17 protein-coding genes are annotated in these 16,392 nt (G+C 70.1%); 9 read left to right on the top strand and 8 right to left on the bottom strand.

All coding sequences use genetic code 11. From position 1 onward, the window contains the following. Positions 1-10: 10 nt before the first annotated feature. Entirely contained in the window at positions 11-676 is a 666-nt protein-coding gene (locus QP939_RS07115; RefSeq protein ID WP_285455774.1) for a TetR/AcrR family transcriptional regulator, read from the bottom strand. Between the two features lie 119 nt (positions 677-795). On the opposite strand from QP939_RS07115, the gene QP939_RS07110 reads away from it, so the two are divergent. Beyond that, a complete protein-coding gene (locus tag QP939_RS07110; RefSeq protein ID WP_285455773.1) occupies positions 796-2,295 on the top strand; it encodes an MFS transporter in 1,500 nt (499 codons plus the stop codon). 4 nt (positions 2,296-2,299) lie between these two features. Here QP939_RS07110 and QP939_RS07105 read toward each other — a convergent pair whose 3' ends face one another. The 3 genes from QP939_RS07105 to QP939_RS07095 are packed head-to-tail and all read right to left on the bottom strand — an operon-like array spanning position 2,300 to position 4,880. After that, the gene (locus tag QP939_RS07105; protein WP_285455772.1) at positions 2,300-2,950 is read right to left on the bottom strand and encodes a response regulator; all 651 of its coding nucleotides are present in this window, start codon (positions 2,948-2,950) and stop codon (positions 2,300-2,302) included. Next, positions 2,947-4,068 carry a sensor histidine kinase gene (locus QP939_RS07100; RefSeq protein ID WP_285455771.1) on the bottom strand — a complete coding sequence of 374 codons (1,122 nt, stop codon included), beginning with the start codon at positions 4,066-4,068 and terminating at the stop codon, positions 2,947-2,949. The genes QP939_RS07105 and QP939_RS07100 overlap by 4 nt, the downstream gene beginning before the upstream one ends. Then, entirely contained in the window at positions 4,065-4,880 is an 816-nt protein-coding gene (locus QP939_RS07095; protein WP_285455769.1) for a CPBP family intramembrane glutamic endopeptidase, read from the bottom strand. Before QP939_RS07095 ends, QP939_RS07100 begins: the two co-directional genes overlap by 4 nt. Positions 4,881-5,146: 266 nt before the next feature. On the opposite strand from QP939_RS07095, the gene QP939_RS07090 reads away from it, so the two are divergent. Next, positions 5,147-5,809 carry a PIN domain-containing protein gene (locus QP939_RS07090; RefSeq protein WP_331658314.1) on the top strand — a complete coding sequence of 221 codons (663 nt, stop codon included), beginning with the start codon at positions 5,147-5,149 and terminating at the stop codon, positions 5,807-5,809. Between the two features lie 106 nt (positions 5,810-5,915). Here QP939_RS07090 and QP939_RS07085 read toward each other — a convergent pair whose 3' ends face one another. The 3 genes from QP939_RS07085 to corA form a co-directional block, all read right to left on the bottom strand. After that, the gene (locus tag QP939_RS07085) at positions 5,916-6,755 is read right to left on the bottom strand and encodes a chromosome partitioning protein ParB (protein WP_285455767.1); all 840 of its coding nucleotides are present in this window, start codon (positions 6,753-6,755) and stop codon (positions 5,916-5,918) included. After that, a complete protein-coding gene (locus QP939_RS07080) occupies positions 6,752-7,402 on the bottom strand; it encodes a metallophosphoesterase family protein (protein ID WP_285455766.1) in 651 nt (216 codons plus the stop codon). The genes QP939_RS07085 and QP939_RS07080 overlap by 4 nt, the downstream gene beginning before the upstream one ends. Before the next feature lie 181 nt (positions 7,403-7,583). Continuing rightward, the gene (corA, locus tag QP939_RS07075) at positions 7,584-8,666 is read right to left on the bottom strand and encodes a magnesium/cobalt transporter CorA (RefSeq protein ID WP_285455765.1); all 1,083 of its coding nucleotides are present in this window, start codon (positions 8,664-8,666) and stop codon (positions 7,584-7,586) included. A gap of 306 nt (positions 8,667-8,972) precedes the next feature. On the opposite strand from corA, the gene QP939_RS07070 reads away from it, so the two are divergent. Together QP939_RS07070 and QP939_RS07065 are read left to right on the top strand one after the other, a co-directional pair. Beyond that, a complete protein-coding gene (locus tag QP939_RS07070; RefSeq protein WP_285455763.1) occupies positions 8,973-9,476 on the top strand; it encodes a MaoC family dehydratase in 504 nt (167 codons plus the stop codon). Positions 9,477-9,483: 7 nt separating this feature from the next. Then, entirely contained in the window at positions 9,484-10,578 is a 1,095-nt protein-coding gene (locus tag QP939_RS07065) for a DUF2332 domain-containing protein (RefSeq protein ID WP_285455761.1), read from the top strand. A gap of 338 nt (positions 10,579-10,916) precedes the next feature. Here QP939_RS07065 and QP939_RS07060 read toward each other — a convergent pair whose 3' ends face one another. After that, on the bottom strand, positions 10,917-11,330 hold the full coding sequence (locus QP939_RS07060; protein WP_285455760.1) for an NUDIX hydrolase: 414 nt from the start codon (positions 11,328-11,330) through the stop codon (positions 10,917-10,919). Between the two features lie 183 nt (positions 11,331-11,513). On the opposite strand from QP939_RS07060, the gene QP939_RS07055 reads away from it, so the two are divergent. The 5 genes from QP939_RS07055 (at position 11,514) to QP939_RS07035 (ending at position 16,389) form a co-directional block, all read left to right on the top strand. Next, positions 11,514-11,675 carry a hypothetical protein gene (locus QP939_RS07055; RefSeq protein WP_285455759.1) on the top strand — a complete coding sequence of 54 codons (162 nt, stop codon included), beginning with the start codon at positions 11,514-11,516 and terminating at the stop codon, positions 11,673-11,675. A 24-nt stretch (positions 11,676-11,699) separates the two neighbouring features. Continuing rightward, the gene (locus QP939_RS07050; RefSeq protein WP_257923087.1) at positions 11,700-12,260 is read left to right on the top strand and encodes a PH domain-containing protein; all 561 of its coding nucleotides are present in this window, start codon (positions 11,700-11,702) and stop codon (positions 12,258-12,260) included. A gap of 48 nt (positions 12,261-12,308) precedes the next feature. Continuing rightward, positions 12,309-13,172, top strand: coding sequence for a PHP domain-containing protein (locus QP939_RS07045; RefSeq protein ID WP_434219636.1), 864 nt, complete (start codon positions 12,309-12,311; stop codon positions 13,170-13,172). A gap of 1 nt (position 13,173) precedes the next feature. Then, positions 13,174-13,803, top strand: a complete 630-nt coding sequence (locus QP939_RS07040) for a MarC family protein (RefSeq protein ID WP_285455757.1) — start codon at positions 13,174-13,176, stop codon at positions 13,801-13,803. 126 nt (positions 13,804-13,929) lie between these two features. Then, positions 13,930-16,389, top strand: coding sequence for an alpha-L-rhamnosidase-related protein (locus QP939_RS07035; RefSeq protein ID WP_285455756.1), 2,460 nt, complete (start codon positions 13,930-13,932; stop codon positions 16,387-16,389). The last annotated feature ends 3 nt before the right edge of the window (positions 16,390-16,392 follow it).

The following is a 16,392-nucleotide window of genomic DNA, read 5'->3' as shown; positions in this document are numbered from 1 at the left end:
GATCACCCCATCAGGGGCGCCAGCAGGACATCGCTTCGTCGACTTCGGCCACGTCGAGCGGCGGGTGCGGCAGCTTCGACGGCTTGCCCGGCGCCGCGCGCAGGCCGTCGAGGAGCATCGTGAGGCAGCGGCGCCACAGGTCCGGCTCCACCGCGCACGTGAACTCGATCGCCGAGCCCACCATCATGTGCAGCAGCGGGATGTCCGTCGGGGAGAAGTCGGCGCGCAGGCCGCCCGCCTCCTGAGCCCGTTCGACGAGCCTTGTGATCAACGGCACCATGCGGGCTTTCGCCTCGGCGACGTGCTCGTGGCCGAACTTGTTCGACAGCATGATCTCGCGCAGCCCGCGGTCGCCCGAGTGGAGCTCGATCGACTTCCAGGTGAAGTCGACGAACGCCTGCCAGGCGTCTTCGGCCTTCAGCGCCTCCTCGGCGAGGTCGCCGATTTCCTCCATGCGCTCGGCGAACATCGCCTCGACCAGGTGTTCCTTGCTGGGGAAGCGGCGATAGACCGTGCCGACGCCGAGGCCGGCGTGGTGTGCGATGTCGTCCAGCGTGGCCTCGAGCCCGCGCCGGCCGAACACCTCGCGGGCCGACGCGAGGATGCGACGGCGGTTGAGTTCAGCGTCACGCCGCAGCGGCCGCGCCGGTGCGGCGGGACCAGCGTCCCGTGCCATACGTCCAGTCTAACGCGTCAAGTAGAGGCGTCCTCTCCGCTTCTTGTGTACCTTGGGTCGCGTAAGGGGAGATATCTACTCCACATACCGTCTTGATCACTCCCAGTGAGGGGACACCCATGTCCGAATCGACCCTCGCCGTCGCGCCGCCGGGGGACGCGCGCGCCGTCGAGAACCCGCACCACGCCAGACGCTGGCTGATCCTGGTGATGATCGGCATCGCGCAGCTGATGGTGGTGCTGGACGCGACCGTCGTGAACATCGCGCTGCCCTCGGCTCAGGCTGACCTGGGCTTTTCCAACGACGCGCGGCAGTGGGTCGTCACGGCGTACGCGCTCGCGTTCGGCAGCCTGCTGCTGCTCGGCGGCCGCCTGGCCGACCTCTTCGGCCGCAAGAACGCGCTGCTCGTCGGCCTGGCCGGGTTCGCCGCGGTGTCCGCGCTCGGCGGCTTCGCGACCAACATCGAGATGCTGCTGATCGCGCGGGCGGCACAGGGCGTGTTCGGCGCGCTGCTCGCGCCCGCCACGCTTTCGCTGCTGACCACGACGTTCACCGACCCGAAGGAACGCGGCCGCGCGTTCGGTGTGTTCGGCGCCATCGGCGGTGGCGGCGCGGCGATCGGCCTGCTGCTCGGCGGCGTGCTCACCGAGTACCTCGACTGGCGCTGGTGCATGTTCGTGAACATCATCTTCGCCGTCGTCGCGTTCGCGGGCAGCTCGGTCCTGCTGCGCAACGAGAAGTCCGAAGGCCCGCGCCCGAAGCTCGACCTGCCGGGCACGATCACCGCGTCGGCCGGCCTGTTCGCGCTGGTCTACGGCTTCGCGAACGCCGAGTCGGACTCGTGGTCGTCGGTTTCGGTGTGGGGCTTCCTCGGCGCCGGTGTCGTGCTGCTGGGCGTGTTCGTGTGGCTGCAGCAGCGCGTCTCGCACCCGCTGCTCCCGCTGCGCGTGCTGCTCGACCGCAACCGCGGCGGCTCGTACCTGGCGATGTTCCTGCTCGCCATCGGGATGTTCGCGATCTTCCTGTTCCTGACGTTCTACGTGCAGCAGAACCTGCACTTCACGCCGATCGAGAGCGGCGTCGGGTTCCTGCCGATGGTGGCGACGCTGATGCTGGCCGCGACGACGGCGACGAGCGTCCTGCTGCCGCGCTTCGGCCCGCGTCCGCTGGTGCCGACGGGCATGGCGATCGCCGCGGTCGGCCTGTTCTGGCTGAGCGGCATCGGGCTGGAGAGCACGTACGCGAGCGGCGTCCTCGGCCCGCTCCTGGTGATGGGCTTCGGGATCGGGCTGGCGATGGCGCCGGCGATGAGCGTCGCGACGTTCGGCGTCGAGGCGCACGACGCGGGTGTCGCGTCGGCCGCGGTCAACACGATGCAGCAGGTCGGCGGGTCGATCGGCACCGCGCTGCTCTCGACCCTCGCGGGCAACGCGGCCACGGCGTACCTCGCGAACAAGGTCCCGACCCCGCAGCTGGCGGCCGAAGCGTCGATCGAGAGCTACACGACGGCGTTCACCTGGGCCGCGGTGATCTTCCTCGCCGGTGCGGTGCTCAGCGGGCTGCTGCTGCGCCCGGGCGTGCCGAAGGGCGAGGCCGCGCCCGGCGCCGTCCACATGTAGAGCGTCAGGTGACCAGGCCGTGGCGGTAGGCGTACACCACGGCCTGGACCCGGTCGCGCAGGTCGAGCTTGGTGAGGATGCGCGAGACGAACGTCTTCACGGTTTCCGGGCTGATCACCAGCGCCGCGGCGATCTCGCTGTTGGACAGCCCGTCCGCGATGAGGCGGAGGACCTCCAGCTCGCGGGCGGACAGCGGGTGGTCGGCCGCGGTGCCGGCGGGCCGGATCCGGGCGGCGTGGCGGCCGACGAGCTGGCGCGTCACCTCGGGGTCGAGCAGGGCCGCGCCCGCGGCGACCGTCCGGATCCCGTGCAGCAGGTGCTCCGGCGGCGCGTCCTTGAGCAGGAACCCGCTCGCGCCCGCGCGCAGGGCCTCGTAGACGTACTCGTCGAGGTTGAACGTCGTCAGCACGAGCACCTTGACCGGGTGCGCCACCCCGGGCCCGGCGAGCAGCCGGGTGGCCTCGATGCCGTCGAGGACCGGCATGCGCACGTCCATCACGACGACGTCCGGCCGGACCTTGGCGGCGAGGTCGACCGCGGCCCGGCCGTCGCCGCACTCGCCCGCGACGGCCATGTCCGGCTGGGCGCCGATGATCGTCACCAGGCCGGTGCGGATGAGCATCTGGTCGTCGCAGACCAGGACCCGGACGGTCACGAGCGGCTCCCCGTCGGGATCCGGGCCCGGACGACGAACCCGGCGTCGCGGGCGTCGGCGCTGAAGTCGCCACCCAGCACGCTGACGCGTTCGCGGAGCCCGGCGAGCCCGCGGCCGGGTTCGTTCTCGCCGGGCGGGCCGTCGGTGCGGACGGCGACCTCGATCTCGCGTTCGCCGTGCCGGACCTCGACGGACGTGCGGCGGCCGCGGGCGTGCTTGAGCGCGTTGGTCAGGGCTTCCTGCACGACCCGGTAGGCGACGAGGTCGGCGCTGCCGGAGGACTCGGCGGGGGTGCCGTCTTCGGTGAAGTCGACCGGCTGCCCGGCCTCGCGGGCGGTCTCGACGAGCGTGCGGAGGCTGCCGCGCGGGGTCGTCTCGGTGCCGTGGTCGGGGTTGAGCAGGTCGAGCAGGTGCCGCAGGTCCGTGATGGCCCGGCGGCCGGTGCCGGTGATGGCGGTCAGCGACTCGTCGAGGCGGGTGGGGGCGGCGGTGAGGTACCGGGCCGCCTCCGCCTGGACGACCATGGCCGTCACGTGGTGAGTGACGACGTCGTGCAGTTCGCGGGCGATGCGAGCGCGTTCGGCGGCGCGGGTGTCTTCGGCGACGCGGAGGCGGCGTTCGGCCTCGGCGGCCCGGGTGGCGCGCAGCCACGCGCCGATGCCCCACGCGAAGACCAGCAGCAGGTAGAAGGTGACGAACTCTTCGGGAGGTTCCGTGCCGAGCCGAAAGAGGACGACCGCGAGCACCGCGTACGCCGCGGAGTAGAGCAGCACGGTGGCGCGCCGTCGTTCCCCGTAGGCGCCCGCGCTGATCAAGGCGACGGCCAGGGCGGCCCCGGAAACCAGGTGGTAGCCGCGGACCTGGTCGATGACGAAACCCAGGGACACCAGGGCGAGGCAGGTTCCCGGCCACCGCCGCCGCCCGGCGAGCGGGAGGCATTCGAGCCCGATGGCCACGAAGGTGAGCGCGTCGAAGGGCCGCGCGGGGAGGCCGCCGAGCTGAGTTCCGTGGCTCTGGACGGCGGGCAGGAACGCCGCCGTCAGGAACAGCAGCCCGAGCGGCAGGTCCCGGACGGCGACGTCGAACCGGCGCCACCGCGCCAGGATCCGCTCGATCACGCGGAGAGTGTATTCACGGCGTCGACCTTGACGGCGCGGCGGCGGAGGTTCCCGCGCCGGTGGGCCAGCCACAGGAAGACGCAGGTGGCGAGCACGCAGAACAGCACGGAGTAGAGGCTGCCTTCGGGCCCGAAGTCGCCTCCGGTGAGCGCGACGGGGCCGGAGGTGACGGCGTCGAGCAGGCCCTGCGGAGTGCCGTTGCCGGAGACCTCGGTGCCGAAGAGGCCGCCCGCGGCGAAGTTCCAGCCGAAGTGCAGCCCGATCGGCAGCCACAGCTTCCGGGTGGCGATGTAGGCGGAGGTCAGCAGGCCACCGGCCTCGATGGCGATGGCGAGGGCGCCCCAGAGGGTGGCGTGTTCGTTGAAGAGGTGGGAAAGGCCGAAGAGGACGGCGGTCAGCACGAGGGCGATCCAGGTACCGGTCCATTGCTCGATGATCCGGAAGAGGACCCCGCGGAAGAGAAGTTCTTCGGTCACCGCGGCGGCGGCCATGAAGCCGACCAGGCCGAACGCGCCCGGGATCGAGCCCCAGCCGCGGACTTCGTAGTCGCCGAGGAAGGCGAGGTTCGCGATGACGGCCCCGAAGAGGGCGACGCCGATGACGGTCCCGAGAGCGAGGCCTTGCGGCTTGGCCAGTTCGGCGACGGGGCGGTGTTCGGTCTTCCCCACGACCCAGCGGTAGACGAAGACCGCCGCGGTGGCGGTCGCGCCGCCGAGGACGAGGACGAGCCACGGGTTCCCGACCGCGTTGGTGGCCTGGCCACCGAGAAAAGCGACCGCCGCGACGGCCAGCAACTGCCAGACCAGCCTCATGAGAATGCTCCTTCACCAAGTCCCGCGGCTGTGTGCCGCGGCTGGGAGGAACGCTAGGGATTTTCGCGGCGGTGATCGTCCCCGTGGGGTGGACACCTGGGTGTAGCTCGCGTGGGGGACAGCGGAACCTTGGCGGACCGAGTACTTCGAGACTCCGAGGGTTCTGGTGATGACCCGACTACTACAGTGTCACTGTGCGTATCGGAGTTTACGTTGACGGTTACAATCTGTACTACGGCGGGCGCGGGATCATGGGAGGCTCGGGCTTGGCCGGTTGGCGTTGGCTCGATGTCCGCCGACTGGCCGAGGATTTGATCGCGCGACGCTCCGGCTGGTCCGGTGCCCGGGTCGAGCGCGTCGTCTTCTGCACCGCCCGGATCAGTGGGGCGAGTCACCCGACGGGTTCCCGCGACCAGAACGTGTACCTGCGCGCCTTGAAGGCCGCGAACTCGGTCGACGTCATCGAGCTGGGGCGCTATGTGAACCGGGTGGCCACCGCGCCGCTGGCGGTGAAGGGCCCCAAGGGAAAGCCGGTGGTGGCCACCGCGGCCTGGCCGATCATGGTGCAGGACGCGGCCGAGCAGCCGGTCTCCGACGCCCGGTTCATGGTGTCGGTCGCCCGGCGTGAGGAGAAGGGGTCGGACGTCAACGTGGCTTCCCACTTGCTCCTGGACCTGATGCACAAGCGTGTCGACGCGATCGTGGTGATCAGCAACGACAGCGACTTGGCGTTCCCGATCGCGCAAGCTCGTCAGCTCGTGCCGGTCGGCGTGGTCAACCCGACCCGCAACTACGTCGCCGGTGCGTTGAGCGCGGACGCGGGTGACGGCGTCGGCGGGCACTGGTGGTGGCAGCTGGCCGCTACCGACCTCACCAACGCTCAGCTTCCCCCGCGGATCGGCACGCTGTCCCGGCCGCCGGGATGGTGAGCCACCACCGGTCCGGGTGGTGGTGAGGTCGCGCCGCCATCGTGTAAAGTGTCTTTACACACCGCCCGACCCCCTCGTGGGTCGGGTTTTTTCATTCTCGGGACTGCTAGTGCCGCCGGGAGCGGAGGGTCTCGATGACCTCGTCGTCCCACCGATGTGTCCTGATCAACCGGTACCGCTCCGCCGCCACCCACATGTACGCCTCGGCGTCCGTCCGGTCCCCGATCAAATCCGCCTGCCGCAGCATCGCGACCACCGGCACGAACTCCTCGTCGAACCACCGCTGCGCCACGCTCGCCCGGTCGCAGAACTTGCCCTCGTCCTGCATCAGCCGGAAGCCCCACGCCTCCACGTGTTCGCCCAGCTTCGCGTAGTCCCACGGGTCCGACACGATCACCGATGCCCGCGCGTGCCCCGTCAGCGGCACCCGCTCCAGGAACAGCCTCCGATAATCCTTGACGATCAGATCGCCGCGGTGGCGGATGCCCGCCGGGTTGAGTTTGGTCCGGACCACCGTCACCGCTGCCTCTATTGTGGACAGTCCCTGCGCCAGTGCGACCGATACCCGGTGGTGGCCATCGATGATGAAGTGCAGCTCGCCGACGCGGTACACCTCGATTGGCGGGATCTCCTCTCCCCGCCGCGCCGCCAGCGCGAGCCGCTCCCAGCGCTCGCGGACCCGGCCCGACGTCGGGCGGAAGCGGCGGTCGAAGTCGCGGCTGCGGTCGACCGTGCCGACGATCGAGTCCAGCTTGATCACCCGCAGCCCGATCCGGTGCTCGCCCAGGTAGCCGAGCGCCTCCACCACCTCGTGGAACGGCAGCATGATGTTGACGTCGTCGGGCTCGCGCCGCAACCACGTCGAAAGCCGCGAAAGCACCTGGCCCCGGCGGGCGCGGAGGAAGTCGTTCTCCGCGTCGGCGCGGGGGAACCCCGTCTCTTTCATGAGAACTCCATGATCCGGTGGCCCACCACGTTGCGGATCCGGGTGGCGCCGACCACGCGGTCCGGCACCGGCTCGCCGTGCGGGTGGATGTGCCCGTGCAGCAGCCACTTCGGGCGCAGCACCTCGATCGTCCGGTGCAGGCACGCGAACCCGCGGTGCGGCGGGTCCGGCCGGTCGCCCAGGTCCAGCGGCGGCGAATGCGTCAGCAGGACGTCGACGTCGCGGCCGTCGCGCCACCGCTTCAGCCGGGCCCGCCGCACCAGACCGCGGGCGCGGCGGGCCTGCTGGCGCTGCGTCCACTGGTTCGGCCCGTCGTTGTAGCGGACTGAGCCGCCGAGGCCGGCGAACCGGAGGCCGGCGACGTCGACGACCCGGCCGTCGGCGTTGACGCCGCCCGCCGGGCCCGGCCAGACCGTCGGGAAACCGTCCTTCATGGACAGCCCGCCGTAGCGCGTGTACCCGCTCAGGTCCGGGTCGTGGTTGCCCGGCACGAACACGCACGGCGCGTCGAGCGCGCTGGCCAGGAACGCGAGGTAGTCGTAGGGGAGGTCGCCGGCGCCGATGACGAGGTCGACGGCGACGGCGCGGACCGCGCCGGTCCACAACCGCTCGTCGACCTCGTCGGAGACCACCAGCGCTTTCGGCATGGCCCCAGGATAGGACTCCCGGGCGTCATTTCATCCCGTGCGCGAACCCCGGGTCGGCGACGATGACGAAAGTGATGACGACGATCCACAGCACGCTGAGCGCGAGCGCCCAGAACTTCAGGTTGGACAGCATCCGAGGCATCACGAATTCTCCGAATCCGGTGAGGAAAAGAAAGGGGACCTAGAGCCAGCCGTTCTTCCGGAATATTCGGTACAGCAACAGGCAAATCCCGAGGATGACCGTGATCACCAGCGGGTACCCGAACTTCCAGTGCAGCTCGGGCAGATAGTCGAAATTCATCCCGTAGATGCCCGCGATCATCGTCGGCACGGTGATGATCGCCGCCCACGACGTGATCTTGCGCATGTCGGTGTTCTGCTGCAGGGAAATCTTCGCGACCGTCGCGTCGACCAGTGTGGACAGCAGTTCGTCGAACGCCGCCACGCGCTCGGACACCGTCGTGAGGTGGTCGGCGACGTCGCGGAAGTAGGAGCGGACCTCGTCCGGCACCAGCCGCGTGTAGCCCTCGGCCAGGCGCTGGATCGGCGTCGCCAGCGGCATCACCGCCCGGCGCAGCTCGAGGACCTCCCGCTTCATCAGGTAGATCTGCTCGGCGCTGACCTGCGAGCGGGGCGCGAAGACCTGCGCCTCCATGACGTCGATGTCGTTCTCGATCCGGCCCGTGACGTCGAGGTAGTGGTCGACGACGTGGTCGGTGATCGCGTGCACGACCGCGGCCGGGCCCAGCTGCAGCCGCTCCGGGTCGTCGTCCAGCTCCCGGCGCAGGCGCGCCAGCCCCGAGTGGTTCCCGTGCCGGACCGTGATGACGAAGTCGCGGCCGAGGAACACCATGAGCTCGCCGGTCTCGACGATCTCGTTCGCCGTGGTGGGGGACTCGTGTTCGACGTACCGGACGGTCTTCACCACGAGGAACAGCGTGTCGTCGTAGCGCTCGAGCTTCGGCCGCTGGTGCGCCTCCAGCGCGTCCTCGACGGCCAGCTCGTGCAGCCCGAACGTGTCCGCGACGCCCTGGATCTGCTGGGCGTCCGGCTCGTGCAGGCCGATCCAGACGAAGCCCTCGTGCCGCTTCCGGACCTCCTTGATCGCCTCGGAGTGCGTCCAGCGGCCGGGGAGGCGCTCACCGGCGACGTACACCGCGCAGTCGACGACGTACGCCGACAGCGGCACGGGGACCGGGCGGACGGGAACGGCGCCCTTGTTGCCGCGGCCGCGAAGGCCGCCGAGCGAGGGTATGGCGGGCATGGGATCTCCTGGGCGTCGTGCGTGGTCGTGCGAGACGACTGACCAGGGGCGGAACGCGTCCGCCCGGCGACACAGCAGCGTTCCCGGGAAGAGAGGGCCTACCTGCCGGCCGGTGAGGTGGGAACGCTGGAACTACTAGGGAGCGGACTATCGCCACTACTCATCGGGGTTCCTCACCTCCTTCGGGCCGGGTGCAGAGTGGTGGGGCTCGCGTTGACGCGCGAACACCAATGGTTGAGGGTACTCCTCACTACGGATGCGTGTCGTACCAGCCTCACGCGGTGTTACGCGGACAGGAGAAGACGAGTGCAGTTCGGTCGGTACTACGAGGAGTTCGAGGTCGGTGCGGTCTACAAGCACTGGCCGGGCAAAACGGTCACCGAATACGACGACCACCTGTTCTGCCTGATCACGATGAACCACCACCCGCTGCACCTGGACGCGCACTACGCCGGAGAGACCACCGATTTCGGCAAGAACGTCGTCGTCGGCAACTACGTCTACTCGCTGCTGCTGGGCATGTCGGTGCCCGACGTTTCGGGCAAGGCGATCGCGAACCTCGAGGTGGAATCGCTCAAGCACGTGAAGCCGACGTTCCACGGCGACACGATCTACGGCGAGACCGAGGTGCTCGACAAGACGCCGTCGAAGTCGAAGGACGACCGCGGCGTGGTGTACGTCGAGACCCGCGGCTACAAGCAGGACGGCACGATCGTGTGCACCTTCCGCCGGAAGGTGATGGTGCCGAAGCGCTCATACGGGGAGACTCGGGGCGGGGAGCAGCCGGGCCGGCCGGTGCCGCACGAATGAGGCTTTGATGGACCTGGACGCGATCAAGGGGATACTCCGCACGTTCGCGGAAGTGGAGGCGCGCGGGGTCTCGCCGCTGTACGAGCACCTGGCGCTCCAGGCGTCGGCGGACGACGACGTCGCGGGTCTGCTGACGGAGGCCCGCGACGGCGAGGTCCGAGGGACGCTGCTGATGGCGGTGGCGCACCGGCTGGTCCAGGCGGACCCGATCCACCCGCTGTCGCGCTACTACCCGTCGTTGGGCGGCTTCGACGGCGTCGACTCCGAGACGTGGCCGCTGTTCCGGTCGTTCCTGCTGGAGCGGGCAGCGAAGGCGCGTGAGCTGATTTCGTCGCGTTATACGCAGACGAACGAGGTCCGCCGGGCGGCGCTGCTGTACCCGGGCGTCGCGCGGGCGGCGAAGGAGGCGGGCGGGAAGGTTTCGCTGCTGGAGGTGGGGTGTTCGGCGGGGTTGCTGCTGGGCCTCGACCGGTTCGGCTACCGCTACCAGTGCGACGGCGGCGAGCAGTTGACGGCCGGTCCGGCCAAGTCGGCGGTCGGGCTGCACTGCGCGCTGGACTTGGCCCCGGGCGCGGTGGCGCCGAAGCTGCCGAAGAAGCTCGCGGTGCTGGACCGGGCTGGTCTGGACCGGGCGCCGGTGGACCTTTCGGACGAGGACGAGCTGGCCTGGCTGGAGGCGTGCGTCTGGGCCGACCAGCCGGACCGCATCCGGCTGCTGCGCACGGCCGCGGCTGAGCAGGCCCGGCATCGGCCTACGTTGATCGCCGGTGATGGGGTTGACGATCTGGCCTCCGCTGCTGGGACTCTTGATGGGCCTTTGGTGGTGTTGACCAGCCATGTCTTGGCTTACTTCAGCCCTTCGCGGCGGGAGGAGTTCGTAGCTGCCCTCGCCTCGCTGGCTGAATCCCGGCCGGTGTGGTGGGTTTCCGAGGAGTTCTACGGGGCTGGGTTGGAGCTGGTTTTGCCTGGTCGGGCGGATCTTGCCGGGTCCGATGGGCTTGCCACGCTGGGCGTTGTGCGGTGGGACTCCGGGAAGCCCGAGGCTCATGCCCTGGCTCGGACCGCGCCGCATGGGCAGCGGATGACCTGGCTGCCGCTTTAGCGTTCGGAGCGCTCCGGCGGCCCGTGGTGGCGGGTCGCGAATGGGTCATTGGCGGCGTTGGTGGTCCCGAATGAGTCATTCGCGACGTTCCTGCTGGGGCCCGCCGCGGATCCGCCCGCACTGCCTGCGCCCCGCTCGGTCCGCCCGGCCCGGCCTGCCCGCCTGCCCACCTCTGCTCGGCTCCGCCGCCAGCCCGCCAGCCCGCCAGCCCGCCAGCCAGCCAGCCAGCCAGCCAGCCCCGCCGTCCGCCGCCCCGAGCGTCCTGAATGAGTCATTCAAGACCTCCCAAGCCCTGAATGACTCATTCAAGACGCCGCGACCAGCCCTGGCGGCCGAGATCAAGCCCGTGGCAACGCATCCCAGTCACGAAGCGTCACGAACAAGAGATCCACCAGCTCCCCAGCCGCCTCCAGGGCCGACAGGTCTGCCGCATCGGACCAACGGGCCTCCGTTGCGTCGTCACCCGCCGTGAGCACTCCGCCGACCACCGCGCACGCGTAGTCGAAGATCTCGAACGGGCCCCGGGTCACCTTGCCGATCAATGTGCCCGGAATCACGTCGAGTCCCGTTTCCTCCCGAAGCTCCCGGACCACGGCCTTTTCGTCCGTTTCGCCCGGTTCGACTCGGCCACCCGGCAGCGACCACTGCCCCGAACCGGGGTCGTTCGCTCGCCGGATGAGCAGCAAGCGGCCCTGTGCGTCGAACGCGATCCCGCCTACGCAGCGGATTGTGGCTCCGGGAACGTGCTCCATGTCCCGAAGGGTAGACGTGACCGACTTGAAAACCGATGTCCTGTACACGGAGAGTAGTCGTACGGTACACTTCGGACCGCGTGCTGACCCAAGCGCGGGACTTACCTCCCCTGCGCCTGTCCAGTGCGGTACAAGTTAATTGCCCTTGTCCGGTGTCACCGTAAGAGACGGGATTTGATCGCGGTGAACGTGAAGAAGATTGCGGGCCTCGCCGGTATCGCGTTGGTGCTGTTCTTCGTCATTGCGCAGCCGGGGCAGGCCGCTGGCCTGGTCGGCAACATCATCGACTTCCTGCGCAGCTCGGCCGAATCGGTGATCACCTTCGTCAGCAACGTCTTCAGCTGAGGCGATCGGGGCTAACCTGGACCCATGTTCGCGCCACGCGACCCCGACGAGTACCTCCTCGACACCGAGCGGCGGGTCATCCGGATCCGCCGCCACTGGGCGGTGCTGCTCTGGGACACCTTCGAGGCGGCCGCGCTGCTGGCCATCTGCGTCCTGGTGTCCTACCTGCTGCCACCGGCGCTGTACATCGGCCAGAACATCCTCTGGTACGTCGCGCTGCTCGTCGTGCTCCGGTTCGCCTACGTGGTGATGGAGTGGTGGGTCGAGCGGCTGGTCGTCACCGACAAGCGGTTCGTGATGACCACCGGGGTGTTCACCACCAAGGTGCTGATGATGCCGATCAGCAAGGTCACCGACCTCAGCTACGTGCGCACCGCCACCGGCCGCATGATGGGCTACGGCACGATGGTCGTCGAGTCCGCCGGGCAGATCCAGGCGCTGAACCGGATCGACTACCTGCCGCGGCCCGAAGAGTTCTACGACACGATCTCCGAGCTGGTCTTCGGCGACAAGCAGAAGCAGGCCGAACGCTTCTCGATGATCAAGGCCCAGCGCGCCGCGCGGGGCAAGAAGCCGGTCGGCTGAGCCGTCCCGGCGCAGGTGTGACGTAGCGCATCGTCGACAATGGACACGATGCGCATCGACCTGCACGCCCATTCCACCGCTTCCGACGGCACCGACACGCCGGCCGGGCTCGTCGCCGCGGCCGCGAGAGCCGGGCTCGACGTCGTCGCGATCACCGACCACGACACCACCGCGGGCTGGGCGCCCGCCACCGACGCCGTGCCGCCGGGCCTCACCCTGGTCCCCGGCGCCGAGCTGTCCACGGTGTCGATCGACCCCGAAACCGGCAGGCAGATCAGCGTCCACCTGCTCGCCTACCTCTTCGACCCGACGGCGGAGGCCGTGGTCGTCGAGCAGACCCGGCTGCGCCTCGAGCGCCGCACGCGGCTGCGCCGGATGGCCGAGCGGATGGCCGCCGACGGCCTCCCGATCGACGCCGACGAGATCTTCGGCCTGCTGCCCGAGGACTCGCCGCCGGGGCGCCCGCACCTGGCGCAGGCGCTGGTCCGCGCCGGGCTGGTCAAGTCCGTCGACGAGGCCTTCGCCGACTACCTCAGCCCGCGCCGCGGCTACTACGTCGCCCGCCGCGACACGCCGGTCGAGGAAGCCATCGACATGATCGCCGCGGCCGGCGGCGTCACCGTCATCGCGCACCCGTTCGCCTTCAGCCGCGGCGCCACCATCAGCGAGGACACCCTCGCCGACCTGGCCGCGCGCGGGCTCACCGGCGTCGAAGCCGACCACCCCAACCACGACGCGCCGACGCGGGCCCGCACCCGTCAGCTCGCCGGCGAGCTCGGCCTGCTCGTCACCGGCTCCAGCGACTACCACGGCACGAACAAGACGATCGCGCTCGGCGAGTGCACGACCGCCCCGGAGCAGCTCGAGGAGCTCGTCGCGCGCGCGACCGGGTTCCAGGTCGTGAAGGGCTGAAATGGCGATCGCCGACCTCTTCGACGCGAAGCTCTTCATGAGCGCGACGATCACCTTGATCGTCATCATGGACCCGCCCGGCACGGTGCCGGTGTTCCTCAGCCTCGTCGGCCGCAAGCCGATGGCGACGCGGGCGCGCGCCGCCCGTCAGGCCGTCCTGGTGTCGCTGCTGGTCATCAGCCTGTTCGCGGTCGCGGGCCAGGCGATCCTCGCCTACCTCGGCATCGGCATCCCGGCCCTGCAGGGCGCGGGCGGCCTGCTGCTCCTGCTCATCGCGCTGCAGCTGCTCACCGGGAGCGGCCACGAACCGGAGGCGGCGGCCGAAGACGTCAACGTCGCACTCGTGCCGCTCGGCACGCCGCTGCTGGCCGGGCCCGGCGCGATCGCCGCGACCATCGTGTTCGTCCGGCAGGCCGACGGCCACATCGGCGCGTACATCGCGCTGGCGGCCGCGATCGTCATGACGCACTTCGTGATCTACATCTGCATGCGCTACTCCGGCGTCGTCATCCGGCTGATCAAGGAAAGCGGCATCACGCTGCTGGCCAAGGTAGCCGGTCTGCTGCTCGCGGCCATCGCCGTCGAGCTGGTCGCGAACTCCGTGCGCGGGTTCATCTCCGGCGCCGGCTGACCCCCGCCACCCGGGTTGTCCTGCCGGACAGGATCCGCCCGGTTCGTTGACATCGTTGGCACCGCTCGCGCAGCCTGAATCCCAGCTCAGCGCTTGAAACGATTCAACGTCCTTGCGGAGGCCTCGATGAAGTGGCTCAGAGCAGTCCTGCCGGTGACGGTCCTGGTGGCGAGCGGTGTGGTGGCGGCGCCCGCCGACGCCGCGCCGGGCTGGCAGAAGTACGTCGTCGCGCCGACGAGCCGGGACGTCCGGCCGGTGAAGGTGCTGTCGACGACCGGCGACGTCACCAACCCCGACGGCCTGCTCGGCCGGGGTGTCGCGACCCTGAAGCGCGACGCGCCGCCGCCGAAACCGGCCTGGCCCGCCGGGACGACGGCGACCGCGTCGTCGTTCCACGCCCCGAACAACGGCGGCAACGGCCAGCCGCGCACGTACGACCCGGGCAACGCCGTCGACGGCGACACCGAGACGTTCTGGAACGACGACACGATCGGCGCCTACCCCGACGTCCTGACGATCACCTCGGCCGCGCCCATTTCGCTGCCCGGCGTCACCCTGTTGTCCAATGTGGACGGCGTGCCGCAGGACTACACCGTCGAGGTGCTGGACGCGGGCGCGTGGCGCGTCGCGGCCACGGTGAGCGGCAACACGGCCGTACAGCGCGCCGTCGCGTTCGACCGGCCGGTGACCACCACCCAGGTCCGGATCACCGTGACGAAGGACCAGAACACGCCGTCCGGCGAGTTCAGCCGCGTCGCCGAGGTCTGGCCGGGGCTGGTCGCCGACCCGCCGGTGCCGTCGGCGGTCATCGACTTCGGCAAGGTCGTCGCCGGGTACCCGAAGATCGCTTTCGCGGGCGCGTCGGCGAACCGCCCCGGCGTGCGGCTCGCGTTCTCGGAAACCCTGCAGTACCTGGGCGAACGCTCCGACTTCACGCGCTCGGACTTCTCCGGCGGGCCCGGCACCGACCAGTACGCCGTGCCTTCGGCGCCGACCGTCTGGCGCGACACGAAGGGCTGCCTGAGCGGGACGCAGGTCTGCGCGGACGGCCTGCACGGCTTCCGCTACCTGCGGATCAGCCTCGACGCGCTGGCGTCGGACTCGCCGCTGGCCCAGCCGTCCGGTGAGGTGCGGATCAGCGGCGTCTCGCTCGACTTCACGCCGTTCCTCGGCACGCCGGACACCTACCGCGGCTGGTTCGAGTCCTCCGACGACGCCTTGAACCAGTACTGGTACGCCGCGTCCTACACGAACGAGCTGGGGATGGACACGTTCCGCGAGTCCGATGTGGACCCGCGCGGCGCGTTTTCGCCGTCGCTGGACGGAAAGCTCGTGCTGCACGACGGCGCGAAGCGCGACCGGGACCCGTACGTCGGCGACGTCGCGGTGTCCGGGCTGACCGAGTACCTGACGCACCAGGACGGCACGGCGGCGAAGAACGTCCTGGCCGACCTCGCCGACCACCAGCGGGCCGACGGCTGGATCCCGCCCGCGTCGATCAACAACTACACCTTGCCGCTGTTCGACTACCCGCTCTGGTGGGTGACGTCGAGCTGGGACTACGTGCTCTACACGGGCGACACCGCGTACGCGTCTTCGTACTACTCGCACCTCGTGAAGACGCTCGACACGTGGTACCCGTCGGTCACCGATTCGCGCGGGTTGCTCGCGAAGGGGCTCAACGGCACCGGCGGCTACGGCGACTACGCGTTCCTGCCGCGTACGGGCGAAGTGACGTACTACAACGCGTTGTACGTCCGGGCGCTTCAGGGCGCGGCCGGGCTCGCTCGCGCGACCGGGCACCCGGCCGACGCGGATCGCTGGCTGGCGCGCGCTTCGGCCGTCGCGGCGGCGGTGAACCAGTACCTGTGGGACCCGGCGGCGGGCGCGTACCTGGACTCGGCGACCGGCGCGGTGCGCCACGGCCAGGACGGCAACAGCCACGCGATCGTGGCCGGGATCGCGTCGCCGGCGCAGGCGACGTCGGCGTTGGCGCGGCTGGCGGCCGGGGCGTTGCCGTACGGGAACCCGTTCATGGACAACGACACTCTCGTCTCCGACGGGACGAAGCGCGTGTACGCGTTCACGTCGTTCCCGGAGCTGGTCGCCCGGTTCCGGACGGGGCAGGCGGACTCGGCGATCGACCAGATCAAGCGGATGTACGGCTGGATGGCCACGCACGACCCGGGCATCACGGCGTGGGAAGGCATCGGCGAAGGCGGTTCGCACTACGAGCAGGGATACACGTCGGCGGCGCACGGCTGGTCGACCGGCGTGGTCCCGGCGCTGACCAACGAGCTGCTGGGTGTCTCGCCCGCCTCGCCGGGCTTCGCGACGTGGACGGTCGCGCCGCACCCGGGCTCGGTCAAGTGGGCGCGCGGGGCGGTGCCGACGCCGAAGGGCGCGTTGTCGGCTTCGTGGTCCCAGAACGGTTCGGTGTTCTCGCTGACGGTTTCGGCGCCGCGCGGGACTTCCGGCTCGCTGGTGGTCCCGGCCGGGCATCTCGTGTTGCTCGACGGGCACGCGGTGCGGGGCGGGACGTTGGCCGTCGGCGGGGGGACGCACACCGTGCTTGTCGTGCGGTAGCCG

Origin of the sequence: Amycolatopsis nalaikhensis, from assembly GCF_030264295.1 — a bacterium.
GTDB classification, from domain to species: Bacteria; Actinomycetota; Actinomycetes; order Mycobacteriales; family Pseudonocardiaceae; genus Amycolatopsis; species Amycolatopsis nalaikhensis.
The sequence above is the reverse complement of the archived record's forward strand: the minus strand, read 5'-3'. Positions and strand labels throughout refer to the sequence as shown.